General features: G+C 72.3%; 12 protein-coding genes. 6 read left to right on the plus strand and 6 right to left on the minus strand.

Annotated features, from left to right (window positions below):
* The first annotated feature begins 6 nt into the window (after window positions 1-6).
* From GTY96_RS21780 to GTY96_RS21790, 3 genes are read left to right on the plus strand one after another with little or no spacing between them, the layout of a single operon-like run.
* Window positions 7-1,521, plus strand: coding sequence for a S16 family serine protease (locus GTY96_RS21780; protein ID WP_161665673.1), 1,515 nt, complete (start codon window positions 7-9; stop codon window positions 1,519-1,521).
* Window positions 1,518-3,797: a DnaJ domain-containing protein gene (locus GTY96_RS21785; RefSeq protein ID WP_161665674.1), complete on the plus strand. Its 2,280-nt coding sequence runs from the start codon at window positions 1,518-1,520 to the stop codon at window positions 3,795-3,797. The genes GTY96_RS21780 and GTY96_RS21785 overlap by 4 nt, the downstream gene beginning before the upstream one ends.
* Entirely contained in the window at window positions 3,794-5,578 is a 1,785-nt protein-coding gene (locus GTY96_RS21790) for a tetratricopeptide repeat protein (protein WP_161665675.1), read from the plus strand. The genes GTY96_RS21785 and GTY96_RS21790 overlap by 4 nt, the downstream gene beginning before the upstream one ends.
* 68 nt (window positions 5,579-5,646) lie before the next feature.
* Here the strand turns inward: GTY96_RS21790 and GTY96_RS21795 are convergent, their stop codons facing one another.
* Window positions 5,647-6,294 (minus strand): ribonuclease HI family protein, encoded by a 648-nt coding sequence (locus GTY96_RS21795; protein WP_143900008.1) that lies wholly within the window; start codon window positions 6,292-6,294, stop codon window positions 5,647-5,649.
* Between the two features lie 30 nt (window positions 6,295-6,324).
* The gene (locus GTY96_RS21800; protein ID WP_143900006.1) at window positions 6,325-7,062 is read right to left on the minus strand and encodes a zinc ribbon domain-containing protein; all 738 of its coding nucleotides are present in this window, start codon (window positions 7,060-7,062) and stop codon (window positions 6,325-6,327) included.
* Between the two features lie 299 nt (window positions 7,063-7,361).
* Between GTY96_RS21800 and GTY96_RS21805 the strand changes: the two genes are divergently transcribed.
* Together GTY96_RS21805 and GTY96_RS38310 are read left to right on the plus strand one after the other, a co-directional pair.
* Window positions 7,362-8,027 carry a cupredoxin domain-containing protein gene (locus GTY96_RS21805; protein ID WP_328700963.1) on the plus strand — a complete coding sequence of 222 codons (666 nt, stop codon included), beginning with the start codon at window positions 7,362-7,364 and terminating at the stop codon, window positions 8,025-8,027.
* Between the two features lie 215 nt (window positions 8,028-8,242).
* Window positions 8,243-8,374, plus strand: coding sequence for a hypothetical protein (locus tag GTY96_RS38310; protein ID WP_268903961.1), 132 nt, complete (start codon window positions 8,243-8,245; stop codon window positions 8,372-8,374).
* 157 nt (window positions 8,375-8,531) lie between these two features.
* Here the strand turns inward: GTY96_RS38310 and GTY96_RS21810 are convergent, their stop codons facing one another.
* Window positions 8,532-8,828 carry a TIGR02300 family protein gene (locus GTY96_RS21810; protein ID WP_143900004.1) on the minus strand — a complete coding sequence of 99 codons (297 nt, stop codon included), beginning with the start codon at window positions 8,826-8,828 and terminating at the stop codon, window positions 8,532-8,534.
* A 139-nt stretch (window positions 8,829-8,967) separates the two neighbouring features.
* On the opposite strand from GTY96_RS21810, the gene GTY96_RS21815 reads away from it, so the two are divergent.
* Complete coding sequence (locus GTY96_RS21815) at window positions 8,968-10,257, plus strand: GYF domain-containing protein (RefSeq protein WP_161665677.1); 1,290 nt, start codon at window positions 8,968-8,970, stop codon at window positions 10,255-10,257.
* A 130-nt stretch (window positions 10,258-10,387) separates the two neighbouring features.
* On the opposite strand, the gene GTY96_RS21820 is transcribed toward GTY96_RS21815, so the two are convergent.
* The 3 genes from GTY96_RS21820 to GTY96_RS21830 are packed head-to-tail and all read right to left on the minus strand — an operon-like array spanning window position 10,388 to window position 13,265.
* A complete protein-coding gene (locus GTY96_RS21820; RefSeq protein WP_161665687.1) occupies window positions 10,388-10,627 on the minus strand; it encodes a DUF3006 domain-containing protein in 240 nt (79 codons plus the stop codon).
* A 17-nt stretch (window positions 10,628-10,644) separates the two neighbouring features.
* Window positions 10,645-12,009, minus strand: coding sequence for a ComEC/Rec2 family competence protein (locus GTY96_RS21825; protein ID WP_161665678.1), 1,365 nt, complete (start codon window positions 12,007-12,009; stop codon window positions 10,645-10,647).
* On the minus strand, window positions 12,006-13,265 hold the full coding sequence (locus GTY96_RS21830; protein WP_328700964.1) for a ComEC/Rec2 family competence protein: 1,260 nt from the start codon (window positions 13,263-13,265) through the stop codon (window positions 12,006-12,008). The genes GTY96_RS21825 and GTY96_RS21830 overlap by 4 nt, the downstream gene beginning before the upstream one ends.
* Window positions 13,266-13,348: the final 83 nt, after the last annotated feature.

The following is a 13,348-nucleotide window of genomic DNA, read 5'->3' on the forward strand; positions in this document are numbered from 1 at the left end:
GACCGCGTGCTGCTGACCCAACTCAAGCGCGCGGTGGTGTTGCGTCCCAGCGAGCCATCGGCCCGGCTGGCCCTGGCCGAAGCGCTCTTCCAGGAGCGGGACTTCAGCGGCGCGGCGGAGCACGCGCGGCGGGCCCTGGACCTGGGCGGGGGAGGGGCCGCGCGCCGCCTCCTGTGTGGCGCCTGGGCGCGTGACGGACGGCGGGAGGAGGCCCTCAAGCTGCTGGAGACCTGCGCGCGGGAGACTCCCGGTGACGCGGCCCTGCGCGCCGAGTTGATCACCCTGTTGGAGGAAGCGCGGCCGGACGACGCGCTGGTGCATGCGCTCCTGGCCACGGAGGCCGCCCCCGGGGAGCTGGAGGCCTGGCGCGCCGTCATCCGCCTCTGTGAGCGCACGAACCGGCCCTCTGAAGCCATGCCCGCGCTCAGGCGGGCCCGGCTGCTCGCGCCAGAGGACCCGCGCCTCGCGGAGTCGGTGCTCGAAGCGCGCGCGGCGCTCGGGCTCCCGGCCACCACCGCCATGCTGGACGCGCCACCGCTGGAGCAGGCCGCGCAGGCACTCGCGCTGCCCACGGCGCGAGCCGCGCTCTCCCAGGCGAAGCTCGACGCGGCGGTGGAGGCCCTGGCCCGGGGAGCGCTCGGGGAGGCGAAGCGGCAGCTCGTGACCGCACCCGCATCCAGCCGCTCGGGGGCCGCCGCGGCCTTGCTGCGCGCGGAGTTGGTGTGGCTGGAGGGACGGCCCCTGGCTCAGGTCGAGGCGGCCCGCCGCGCCGCGCTGGAGGCGCCCGGAGCGCCAGGGGCCGCCGCGCTGCGCCTGGGAGATTATCAGCTCGAAGCCGGAGCCCTGGACGAGGCGCGGGCGCTCTATGCCCAGGCGGCCGCGAATGGCGAGTCGCTGGCGGCGGCGGGGCGCGAGGCGGAGGTCTCCGAGCGCCGTCGGCTCCTGGCGCGCGATGTCCCCTCGGTCGGACGGTTGGGCGTGCTCGGATGGCATCCGAACGGCGGGCATGTCTCGCCACTGGAAGCGGTGGCGGTGCCAGGACGAGGCGTGCTGCGGTGCAGTGGCCGCGTGGGACCGGAGGGGCAGGAGGCCGCGGACATCGCCTTCAGCGCGGTGCGTGCACGCGCGCCCGCGCTGGGGCTGGGCGCGCTGGTCACCCGCTACGATCTGCACCTGCACTTCATCGACACGGAGGTGGGCAAGGACGGCTTGTCATGCGGCCTCGCGCTCGCGCTCGCGGGCCTCTCCGCCTACACGCAGCGCCCGTTGCCGGCGCGGCTGGCCGTCACCGGCGAGCTGACGCTCTCCGGCGACGTGCGGCAGATCGGCGGCGTGCACGAGAAGCTGGTGGCTGCCCACCTCGAAGGCATGCGCGTGGTGCTGCATCCGCGCCGGAACCTGCAGGAAGTAGCGGCGTTGCCGCCTGACGTGGCCGGGCGTCTGCGTCTGGTCGCGGTGGACAGCTTGGACGAGGCATGGCGGGTCGTGACCGCGACCGCGCCAGGAGTGGAGCGACGGTGAACAACGAACCCCGGCCGAACCCCTACGAGGTCCTGGGCATCGAGAGGGACGCGGACACCCGCGCCATCAAGAAGGCCTACTTCGAGCGTGTCCGGCAGAACCCGCCGGAGACGCACCCAGAGGTGTTCAAGCGCCTGCGCGAGGCGTACGAGCTGCTCTCCGACCCTGAAGCGCGTCAGGCCTTCGACGCCAGCTCCGACGCGCCGGTGGATGGACCGGAGGCGGTGAAGAACGCACAGCTCCAGGAGGCCATCGACCTCTTCGATGCGGACGACAAGGCCGGGGGGCGCAAGGTCCTCAAGGCCCTGCTCACGGAGCAGCCGGACTTCCACGAGGCGCGCCTGCTGCTGGGCCGCAACCTCCTCTTCGAGAACGAGGCCAAGGAGGCGCTGGAGGAGTTCGACGCCCTCATCGCGCGGGCGCCCGGGCATTGGCAGGCACACCTGTACCGAGGCTGGGCGCTGAACCGCCTGGACCGGCTGAAGGAGGCCGCGGATTCCTTCTGGCGTGCGGGCAAGCATGGCCCGTCGGAGGTGAGCCCGCGCGTGGCGCTGGCGGACTGCCTGGAGGCGATGGGGCAGGTGCCGGACGCGCTCGACGTGCTCGCGCAGGCCCAGGCGCTGCCTGGCGTGTCGCGCATGGACGTGCTCGCGCTCAAGGTGCGGCGGATCGCGACGATGCTGGAGTACGGCCAGGAGGCCGACGCGGCGAAGGAGCTGGAGCAGCTCGACGCGGAGCTGCCGGAGGACGCGGACCCCGAGCTGCGCCGGTGGGCCGGAGGCCAGCTCTCCGCCGCCGCGGCGCACCTGTTCTCCCAGCAGAAGTCGCAGGGCGCGAACCGCCTGCTCGAGTTCGGCCGGCGCTTCAACCCGGAGAGCGCCACCGAGGTCTCATACCCGACCCGTGTCACCGTGGACATGGACGCGCTGCCGGCCATCACGCGCGAGTGGTTGCACTCGGAGGCCGAGCGCGTCGGGGGCTGGCGCACCCTGTGGACCGGCTTGAAGTCGGCGGCCGTGACCCTGGCGCTCGTCACGGCCACCTGCTTCCTCCTGGCGCACATCTCCTTCGGAACCTCCGCGCGCGGCGTCTCGGACTGGGTCTGGTGCGCGCTCTACGCGGCCGTCTTCTGTGGCGTCACCTACGCTTGGGCCCGCCACTTCCTGAGGGTGATGGCGAGCCCCTATGCGCGCTTCAACACCATCCATCCGCTGCACCTGGTGCAGATCGACATCGACCACATCACCGTGTGGCCGCTCGTGCACCTGCAGGACTTGAAGCTGGTGAACCACCAGCGCAACGGCGTCTATCAGCACACCGCCCTCGAGCTGCGCTTCAACAACGAGCGCATGGTCCTGACGGTGCACGGCAAGGACAAGGCGGAAGCGCAGGCCCAGGAGTTGATTGCGCGGCGCCGCCGGGTCCTGGAGCTGCTCGGCCGCGGGATGCTGGATGCGGAGAGCGGTGTGGAGCACCTGCCTCCGGCGCTGCTGGCTCAAGCGGACAAGCGGGGGCATGTGCGCGCGCAGCGCGCGCGTTCGCCGTGGCCCGGCGTGTTCGCGGCCGCGGGGGTCGGGGTGTTGCTGGCGGGCGGAGCCGTGTGGCAGCAGACGCGTTCTGTGCAGGCCCACGCCTGGATGCGCGTCGCGGCGCGGTCGGACCTGGGCTCCATGCTCGAGTATCTGCGCGACTCGCCGGACAGCCGCTTCGCACCGCGGATCCAGGCCCTCGTGGATGCACAGCTGGCCCAGGCCCGAGCGCGGCTGGATGCCCGGTTGGATCCAGACAGCGCCGCGGCTCCGTCCCGTCCGTTCTTCGAGAGCCTGCTGGACGCGGTGTCGCGAGACCACCGCCGGCGCATCACGGTGGTGTGGAAGGCGCCCGCCGAGGACGACGCGTTGCCCGTGCGGGACGACCCTTCGGAGTCGCTGGTGGTGGCGTGGCAACGGACGGTGGATGAAGTGCTGGGGACAGGGGTCCTGGTCGTGGACGGAGGCTGGGGGCGCTCTCGGGAGGAGCCGCCCCTGCTCACCCTCCACGTGCGGGATGAGTCACGGGGCGCTTCGGGGACCCAGCGCGTCTGGTCTGTGACCCAGGAGGGCCTTGCTCCGGATGGGCCCGCGCGGGCCTTGGAGCTCGTGGCGGACGCCGCGGATCCGCGCGCTTCGGAAGTCCTCTTCCATGCCTGGGTGGACGCCTGGCACCTTCCCGGTGCGCGCCAGCGCCACCCCCTGCTGCTCACCACGTCGACGCTTGCCCAGGAGGCCCAGCCGTGAGTGCTCCTTCGACTTCTCCTCGCCTGGGGCTGCTGTTGCTCGGTGGAATCGGTCTCTGCTCGCTCGCGTTCGTGGCGGTGGTCCGGCTCGCCATGGCGTACGAGAAGGTGCTCTTCGTCAACGGGCTGGACAGCGAGGTCACGGTCTCCGCGGGCGGCAAGCGGTTCACGCTCGATGCGAATGGTCACCGTCTGCGCAGGCTGCCCGTGGGGCCGCTGGAGGTGGACGTGCGCAACGCGACGGGCCCGCTGGCGCACGAGACGGTGTTCGTGACCGACGAAGGGGGCCTCTTCATCTACAACCTCCTGGGCGCCGCGCCGCTGTATTCGACGACGGTCCGCTACTCGCGGACGCAGGACTCCAACGGCGCGCCGGACTCCCAGCCGCTGTCCCTGGGAGGCAAGGTCTTCCAGCGGGTGGGGCAGTTCGACTACGTGCTCACCGACCCTCCGGAGAGCATGTCGGTCCGCCGTGAGAATGGCCGTTCGACCACGCGCACCCACCTGGGGCGGTTTCCCGGCGGTTGGGCGACGACCTTCGGGATGTTGATGGACTCCCGGCAGACCGCCGAGGCGAACCAGCTGGCGGAGGCCTTGTGGCGCGCCCTGCCGGAAACCCGGAGCGCGGAGGAGGCTGCCTTCGTTTCGCGGTTGTCGCTCGCGCGCAAGGAAGGGCCGCTCGCGTCCGTCGCGGTCGCGCGCGCATGGCGGGACGCGCATCGGGACGACCTGACCGCGCACCGGCTCTGGGCGAGCGAGATGCGTCGTGCGGAGCGCAACGACGAGGTCCGCGCCTACTACGTCGCGGCGCTGGAGCGTGAGCCCGGGGCTGTTGTCATGGCCATCATGCTCTCGCGCTACGAGCCCGCCGGGGAAGGGACGAAGCGGCTGGAGGCCTTGATGCGCGACCATCCGGGTGAGCCGCTCCCCCGAAAGGCGCTGGCGCTGCGTTACGTGCGTCAGCAGCGCTGGGCGGACGCGCTCCCGCTGCTGGAGGCGATGGAGCAGCAGGACTCCGATTACGCCCTGCTCCTGGACACACATGCGGAGACGCTGGTGGCGCTGGGCCGCCGCGAAGAAGCCGCGCGCAAGGTGTCCGAGCGGTTGCTCAAGGCCGGCGCCAAGGACGACACCGTGAACCCGGACGACGTGCTGCTCTACGCGAAGCTCGTCGGGAGCTCCTCTCAGAAGGGAAAGAAGAACGCCGTGATGCGGCAGCTCATCACCTGGGCGTCGAAGAAGCCGGCGGACGCCGTGGTGAGCGAGTGGGTCGCGGCCTCGCTTGGTGAACCCGTGGTCTCCCCGGAGTCGAGCAATGCTCCCTCGGACAACGTGCTCGCCGCCGCGACGCGGGTGTTGATGGCGCTCGCGGAGGAGCCCAAGGTCGCCGCGAGGGATTGCGCCGACATCGAGTTCAGTGTGTTCCGCCGCATGGGCACGGATGCGACCCTGCTGCTCGCGGCGGAGTTCGAACGGCTCGGGGACTCCGCGCTCGCGGCCAGGATCTTGGACGTATCCGCCGTGGAGATGGGCTTCGGCGAACTGCAGGACGTGGTGCACGGCAAGCTGCCGCTGGAGTCCCTGCCCACGCTGGACTGGGGCGAGCGCGCCGCGCTCTCCCTGGTCGTCGCGCGCCGGCTGGACGCCGAAGGTGTGGACTCCAAGGCGGCCTATGCGCGCGCGAAGCGGGAAGCGCTGCTGCCCGGCCCGGTGACGGCCGCGCTCGAGCACTGGGCCCGGCCCAAGCCGTCCAGCGCCGTGGCGGGGGACACCGAGCCCTGAGCGGGGTCCATGCCATCCGGGCCCACCCGCCTCCCGTGGCTCAGGAGGTGGAAGGCCCGGAGGTGCGGCTACATCCGCTCGTCGATGGCGCGGTTGCTCATCTCATCCGCTTCCGCGTTCTGCGCGCGGGGGACGTGGGCGAGCTTCACCTTGCCGAAGCCGGCGAGCAGCTTCTGGGCTTCCAGGAACAGGGGCTTCAGGGTGGGGCTCTTCACCTGGTAGCGCCCGCCCAACTGCCGGATGAGCAGCTCGCTGTCGGCGAACACCTCCACCTCGCGCGCGCCCAGGCTCTTCGCGTGCTGGAGGCCGATGAGCAGGCCCATGTACTCGGCGTAGTTGTTCGTCTGGGTGCCCAGGAACTTGCCCAGGCGCGCCACCACCGCGCCGTGCGTGTCCATCAGCACCGCGCCCGCGCCCGCGGGGCCCGGGTTGCCGCGCGCGGCCCCGTCCGAATAGACGCGGACACGGGTCAGCGAGCCCCCCGCGGCGGGCACCACGACCTCGACACCGGGGGCCTCCGACTGCAGCGCGACGGCCTGTTCGGTGGCGGACACCGGCACGGGCTCTCGCGGAGCGCCGCCCAGCTGGTCGGCGGCCTCGTCCAGCAGCTGGCCCAGGTGCTCCCGGGTGAGCCCGCGAAAGGCTCGCACCGTCGCCGTCAACGGCTCCTCACGGGCGATGTGACGGAGGAGGTCGACGAGCGAGGGGGGCGGCATGGAGGGAGGGGAGCGTGGGGCTCGCCGCCGCTACTTCTCGGCGGAGTCCTTCGGCTTCTCCTGCAGCGCTTCAATGGCGAAGATGATGCGGTTGCACGAGGGGCACACGTCGGTGCCCAGCGTGGTGCGCAGCATGTTGTACATCTGCGGGGGCAGGTTCATGTTGCAGCCCTGGCAGGTCCCCGCCACCACGCCCACCATCGCGGGCAGCTTCTTCTTGCGGATGACCTCGTAGCGACGGAGCAGGGTGGCGTCCACGTTCGCGGCGACTTCCGCGCGGCGCCCCTCCAGCTCCTTCACCTGGGACTCGGACTCGCCCAGCTTCCCGCGCAGCTCCGTCATCCGGGCCGACAGGCCCTGCTGCTTGGTGGCGTAGTCCGCCTCCTTGCCCTTGATGGCGTCGCGTGCGCCGCCCAGCTCCTTCACCTTCTCCGTGAGCGCCTCGGACTGGGTGAGGATGCCCTTCTTCGCGATGTCGATTTCGCGAGCGAGCGCCGAGTACTCACGCGTGGAGCGCTGGTCGGACAGGCGCGCTTCCCACTTCTTCACCTTGTCCTTCTCGTCCGTGATGTTCTGCTCGAGCAGGGCCTTCTGCTTCTCCAGGTCGGCCACGCGTGTCCGCTCGGCTTCGATGCCATTGCGTGCGCCGCCCAGCTCCCGCTCCAGCTCGGAAATCTGGCGGGGATGCACGTCCGCCGCCTTCCGGAGCGAGGCGACCTCGAGGTCAACCTTCTGCAGCTCCGCCAGGGCCTTCAGTTTCTCCCGCAAGTTTGCTGCCTCCCACACGGCCGCACCGACGCACGGCTCGGCTCTTGTACCAACAAGGATGCTGGGGTTCCAACGCCCAAATGGGCAGCCTTCCATCCCCGTGTTCCCCGCCCGCCCGTTGGGCGTTTGAATCCGCTTCACGCACCCGTTAGACGGGGCACGTGTCCAGCCACCGCCTCCGACCCCTCCTGGCCCCCGCGCTCCTCCTCGCCGCCGGGGCCTGCCGCGACGCCCCCGCGCCTCCGCCGCCTCCGGCGACGCCCCCTCCCGCCGCCGTGGCCCCCCGTCCGGCAGGACCCGTGAAGTGGGGTGAAATCGAGGGCCGGGTCCTGCTGACGGGGACTCCACCCCCACCCCCCAGCGCGCCGACCTCCGCCACCGTCGCCAGCGTCTGCGGCGACCAGGCGCTGGACCGCTCGCTCGTGGTGGGCGCGCAGGGCGCCCTGGCCTTCGCCGTCGTCTCGCTCCAGGACGGCGCCGCGCTGCCCGAGCCGGAGACGCCCGCGCCCCCGCCCGTGCTGGACCAGAAGCAGTGCCACTACGAGCCCCCGGCCCTCGCGGCGAAGGCCGGCGGCGAGCTGCTGCTGCGCAACTCCGACCCGCTGGTGCACAACGTCCGCGCCCAGGCGGGGACGAACCGCTCCGTCTTCAACGTGGCCATGCCCCTGGAGGGGATGACGCTGCGCCGCCCCCTGCCCGCCGAACCCGGCACCGTCCAGGTCCGCTGCGACGTCCACCCTTGGATGCACGCGGTGGTGCGCACCTTCAACCACCCCTATTTCGTCGCCACCACCCCGGACGGCCGCTTCCGGCTCCGCGTCCCCGAAGGCGCGCACACCCTCACCTTCTGGCACGCGCGGCTTCCGGAAGCCTCCCGCCCGGTCACGGTCCGCGCGGGGGAGACCGTCCAGCTCGAGCAGACCTGGGACGTGGGTGCCCTGCTTCAGGAGGGCCCGGGGAAGTAGCGCCCCCCTGACATCGCTGTCAGGGCCGACCCGCCTCTGGAGGAGTTGTCTGATGGGGAGCCCCTCCAAGTGCCGGAAAACACGGCCCTTGTTCGGGCTTCTGTCTTGGTGGCAAAATTGCTTTGTCGGAAGCCAACACTTCCGCGCGAGGGGGACTCGTCATGCATCAGTCCAGGAAGCAACCCGCAGTGTCCGCCGCTGGGGAGCGGTCGCCCATGGGGGTCCGCCGCAAGGGGACCCGCCCCGTGGGCATGCAGGAGATGGGACCCAACCTCTACGAGGAGATCCGCAGCGCGCTGACCGAGCTGTCGCTGGTCTCGTCCCATGAGCGCCTGAGCGGCACCTGAGCCGACGCCCGGGTGGAGCGGGCCCCTTTTTGGGGCTCCCTCCCGGGGAAGCGGCGTTCCCGGCTTGGCCCTGGGGAGGGCGGGCAGGGAAATGACAACGGGGCCCGCCCGAGCAGTTCGGGGGGCCCCGGTAGGATGCGAGCGTAAGGGGAAGGCGCTAGATGTCGTCGTCCTCGGCGGGCTCGGCGCCCGCCTCGGCGTCCTCATCATCCCCGAAGGAGTCGAGGTTCTCCTCGTCATCCTCGGAGGCGGGCGTCTCCTCGGGCTCGGCCGGTTCAATGACCTTCGGCGCGGCCGCCAGACGGCCACGGCGGCCCTCGGCGGGCTTGGCGACCACGTTCTCCCGCTGATCCGCCCCGCACTTGGGGCAGATGGGGTCCGGCTTCTTCATGTCGTAGAACTTCGTCCCGCACTTGAAGCACGAGTGCTTGGTCCCGAGATCCTTCGCCGGCATGCGCCACCCTCGTCGAGCCTGGAGTGAAAGGGAGGGCGGCTGAATAGTTGGGCCGACGAACGGAGTCAACCGTGTGTTTGCGCGGGAGATTTCTGGCGGTAGCATCCCCGGCGGTTTCCCCCGAGAGCCGGACGCCCCTTTGAACTTCACCTGCGACAATTGCCAGAAGCGGTACTCCATTGCGGACGAGAAAGTCCGCGGCAAGACGGTCAAGGTCCGTTGCAAGAACTGCCAGAACGTCATCACCGTGGAAGGGCCCGCCGAGGAGGAGAGCACCCGCGTGGTGTCCCTCGCCGACGTGGAGCGCATCCGGGCCCAGGAGCGTTCGCTCGCGGGCGGCGGTGCCGCGGCCGCGCCCGCCCCGGTGGCCGCCGTCGCAGCGCCTGCACCCCTGGCCCGACCTCCTGCGTCGGCTCCCCAGCAGCCCTGGGACGATGAGCCCACGCGCACCGCGCCGCCCCGCCAGACGGCCGGGGCGCCCTGGTTCGTGATGGTGCGCAACAAGCAGGAGGGCCCGCTCGACGAGGCGGCCGTGGCCGAGTGGATGGCCGCCGGCAGCATCAGCGCGCGCAGTTTCTTCTGGCGCCAGGGCATGCCGGACTGGAAGCGGGGCTCGGACATCCCGGAGCTGGCGGCGCTGCTCGCGCCCGCCGCGCCGGAGCCGCCGCCCGCGCCTCCGGAGCCGCCGCCCGTGGCCGTCGCGCCGCCTCCGCGCGCCGCGCCTCCGGCTCGCCGCGAGCCGGAGCCCCAGCAGCCCTTCTACGCGGAGTCCGAATCCGGGTCGTCCGAGGACGGTGACGACGGCGGGTTCGAGCGCGACGGCGACGAGGACGAGGGCACGCTCTTCGGCAACAACCGAGAGGCGCCCGCCCCCGCGGCGGCTCCCGCCGGGCGCCGCGCCGCGCACGTGGAGCAGGCCCCCGCCGCCAGCGGCGCGCCCCTCAACGAGCTGTTCTCCGACCTGGATCTGCCCGGCAACCGGGGCGACTCCCAGGACGACGAGGACGCCTACCCGGACGAACAGCGCGACGACGGCCGCGACGACGAGGAAGAGGACGCGCGGCAGGCCGTGGAGGACTCGAAGGCCGCTCGCAAGCGCCCGGTCGTGGCGAAGAAGAGCGGCGGCGGCGCGCTGAAGGTCGTGGCGCTGGTGCTGGTGCTGCTCATCGTCCTGCCGTTGGCGGTCGTGTTCGGCCTGTCGGCGGCGGGGATGTTGCCGCCCGCCCTCGCGGACATCGTCAACAAGGCGACCGGCAAGGCGCCCGCGCCCGCCGCGCCGGCGCCGCGTCAGGCCGCGCCGGCGACGGAAGGCACCCAGCCCGTGGCGCCTCCGGAAGGTTCGGCCGCGGGGGGCGAAGCCAAGGCCCCGGCGGAAGGTTCGGCCGCGGGGGGCGAAGCCAAGGCCCCGGCGGAAGGCTCCACGCCGTAGTCATCCCCTGATGGGTGGGCCCGCTCCCGCGCCTCGCGCAGGAGCGGGCCCTGCCCGGTGCATCCCGTTCCACCGGGAGGACCTGGCACGTCGAGCCGGACGCTCCAGCGGGCCACGCGCCCCGAACTCCTCAGAGGTCGAAGTCTCCGGACGGCGGCTTCTTGCCGCGCAGGGCCTGCTCCCTCGCGGCGCGGACCTCGGCCCGAAGGGTTTCGGTGGCTTCGGGGTCCACCGTCCCTGTTACGAGGTCCACGACGTCGCCCTCGCGCACGCCGGGGGGCAGGGTGCTCAGGGCTCGAGTCACCTGGCGGCCATCCACGACCAGCACGGCGACGTCTTCTTCGATGCGGTCCACCGTGGCCCTGGGCATGGCCTTCGCTTTCTTCGTCACGGGTGGCAATCCCCGGCGGGCTCGCGATCCGTCTTCATGGCTTCCTCGCGCGTCTTGAAGATGAGGAGGTTCTCCTGCTTGATGAGCCGTACGCTCTGGCACGTGGACTTGTGGAAGATGCGCTTGTGCCGGCTGGCCCGGTAGTCGACGCCCATGGAAGCAGGCGCGCTGGTGGACGAGCGCACCGACTCCGTCCGGTTGCCCTGGCGCGTGGCGGGCAGGTCATCCACGTCCGTCATGTTGCCGACGCGCGAGGAGGTGGCGCGAGTCGCCTCCGCGCGCGCGGGCTCCGTCCGCCCGGCGGGCGTCGGCTCGGGAGGGGCCGGCTTCACCACCGGCGGCGGGGGCCTGGCCGTGCGCACCAGGGCGGGGCGGGGATCCAGCCCCGGGAAGACGCGGCGCACGGAGGGGGGCTCGCCCGGGGAGGGGCGCTGGAGCGCGAGCTCGAACTGCTTGCCGTCGCTCACCGCGTGCACCTCGCCGTTCACGTCCGTGCGGAACGCCCGCGCGTCCATGGCCCGCAGCCGCCCGAGCAGCTCCTTCACCTTCGCGCTCCGGCCCAGGCCGTCGTCCCCGCTGAACACCGCGGCCTGGGGATGCACCTCCTCCAGGAACGCCTGCGTGTTGGCCCCGTCCACACCCGGTGAGCCGACCTTCAGCAGCGTGGCGGGCGCCAGGAGGCCGCCCTCCAGGAGCCGGGCCTCCGTCTCTCCCCGGGCGGCGCCCGCGAAGATGATCGAGGTGTCGTCGTACGTGAGGCGCAGCACGATGGAGTTCGCCGCGTTCCGGCCCTCCGCGTCCGGTGCCCCCTTGAGCAGCGGCTCCGCGGGCGCGCGCGGCCAGAGCACCGTGAGGTTCACCCGGTCCTCCAGCGTCAACCGGACCAGCTCCCGGGGCGCGGCGGAGGACGGCGCGGGGGAGAAGACCTGCACCCCTCGCGACCCCACCGCCGTCAGGAGCGCGTCGTAGGCCTTCGACGTGTCGGGGAGCTGCGACTCCATCAGCCGCCGCGCGCCCACGCGCTTGAGCACCGCGTCCAGCGCGCCGTGGTGCCTTGGATCCGGCTGGGTGAGGACGACGAGGTCCAGCTCCCGCCGCAGCAGCTCTGGCAGCCGGTTCACCAGGTGCGATTCCGCCGACGCGGGCCCCGAGTCCACCAGCACCGTGTTGCCGCGCGGCGTGACGATGAGCGCGGCGTCGCCCGCGCCCACGTCGAAGAAGTACACGTGGAGCTTCCCGTCCGGCGCCCCGCCGAAGTAGCGCGACTTCTCCGGGGCCTTCTGGGCGGGGGGCGCGGACGGCTGCTGGCAGGCCAGGGAGGCGAACAACAGCCCCACTCCGAGCGCGATGCGGGCACTCATGGATGGCAATCCTCGGCGGGGCGGCGCTCACGCAGGGCGTCGGCGCGGCTGGAGTAGACGGTGCGCTCGTTCTTGGAGCGCTTCAGGGTCGAGCAGTCCTCGCGGTGGAACACCTTGCTGCCCTTCAGGGACACGTAGCGCTGGCCCGCGGCCTCGTCGGACGTGTCCCGGGACACGGGGGCCGTGCGCTCCGCGGGCGCGCGCGTCCGGGAGCCTCCCGGCTCGGGTTCCTTCTCCACCGCGCGGCCGGTGCGGCGCTGCGGCGTGGGCTCGATGGGGCCGAGCGCCACGGGATTTCCCGCGGGCTGGGTGCCGGGCAGGCTCACGGACCGGGTGTCGCCCCTGGCTGAACGCAGGGTGACGGTCGCGCCGTCGCTCACCGCCATCACCTCGCCGTCCTGGTCGGTGCGGAAGGTCCGGGCGCTCACGCCGCGAAGGCGGCCCAGGACCTCCGGGCTCGGGTGGCCGTAGTCGTTGCCCACGCCGCAGGAGATGACCGCCGCCCGCGGCTTCACGCGCTCCAGGAAGGCCGCGGTGGAGGAGTGCTTGCCGCCGTGGTGCGCCACCTTCAGCACCGTGGCCGTGAGGTCCAACGGCTTCTGCAGCAGCAGCTCCTCCGTGGGCGGCTCCGAGTCGCCGGTGAAGAGGAACGCCGTCTTCCCATAGGTGAGCTTGGCGACGATGGAGTTCGCGTTCGCGTCCGAGCGCGTGTTCGCGAGGAACCCTTCCTGGGGGACGCGCGGCCACAGCACGGTGAGCGCGACGCCCTCGCCCAGGCCCACGGTGAGCAGCGTCTGGGGCGTGGCGGGGTTCGGCTCCGGGCTCATCACCTGGCCCACCTCACGGCCCACGAAGTCCAGCAGGTCGCGGTACGCCTCGCTCGGGTGGTCGAAGCCCGGGTCCATGAAGCGCTTCGCGCCCACCGCCTTGAGGGCGGCGCGCAGCCCGCCCAGGTGGTCCAGGTGTGGGTGGGTGAGGATGACCAGGTCCAGGGGCTGCTTCACCAGCTCCCGCAGCCGGGCCGCCAGCCGCGTCCCGGCCTCCGGTGGCCCGCCGTCGATGAGCACCGTCTTCCCCGTGGGGGACACGATGAGCGCCGCGTCCCCCTGGCCCACGTCGAGGAAGTAGACCGTGAGCCGCCCCGGGACGGGGGCAGGGAAGGCCCCGGGGGTGGGAGCCGCCGGAGCCGCCGCGTGGCCCGGCACCGCCGCGAACAGGAGGAAGAGGAGACCCAGGAACCGCGCGAAGACCTTCACGGGATGGAACTCTACAGCCCCGCTCCCCTCCACGGCACCCCGTGCGTTGCCCGGGGCCTGGGCCCCCCGCGAGCGCTTCCCCG

The organism is Corallococcus silvisoli, assembly GCF_009909145.1.
Taxonomy (GTDB): domain Bacteria; phylum Myxococcota; class Myxococcia; order Myxococcales; family Myxococcaceae; genus Corallococcus; species Corallococcus silvisoli.

Excerpts from the sequence above, each read along its gene's own strand:
- GTY96_RS21795 (WP_143900008.1), bottom strand. The coding sequence starts at position 6,294 with ATGCCGCCCCCCTCGCTCGTCGACCTCCTCCGTCACATCGCCCGTGAG.
- GTY96_RS38310 (WP_268903961.1), top strand. The coding sequence starts at position 8,243 with ATGGGGGTCCGCCGCAAGGGGACCCGCCCCGTGGGCATGCAGGAGATG.
- GTY96_RS21825 (WP_161665678.1), bottom strand. The coding sequence starts at position 12,009 with ATGAGTGCCCGCATCGCGCTCGGAGTGGGGCTGTTGTTCGCCTCCCTG.
- GTY96_RS21810 (WP_143900004.1), bottom strand. The coding sequence starts at position 8,828 with ATGCCGGCGAAGGATCTCGGGACCAAGCACTCGTGCTTCAAGTGCGGG.
- GTY96_RS21820 (WP_161665687.1), bottom strand. The coding sequence starts at position 10,627 with ATGCCCAGGGCCACGGTGGACCGCATCGAAGAAGACGTCGCCGTGCTG.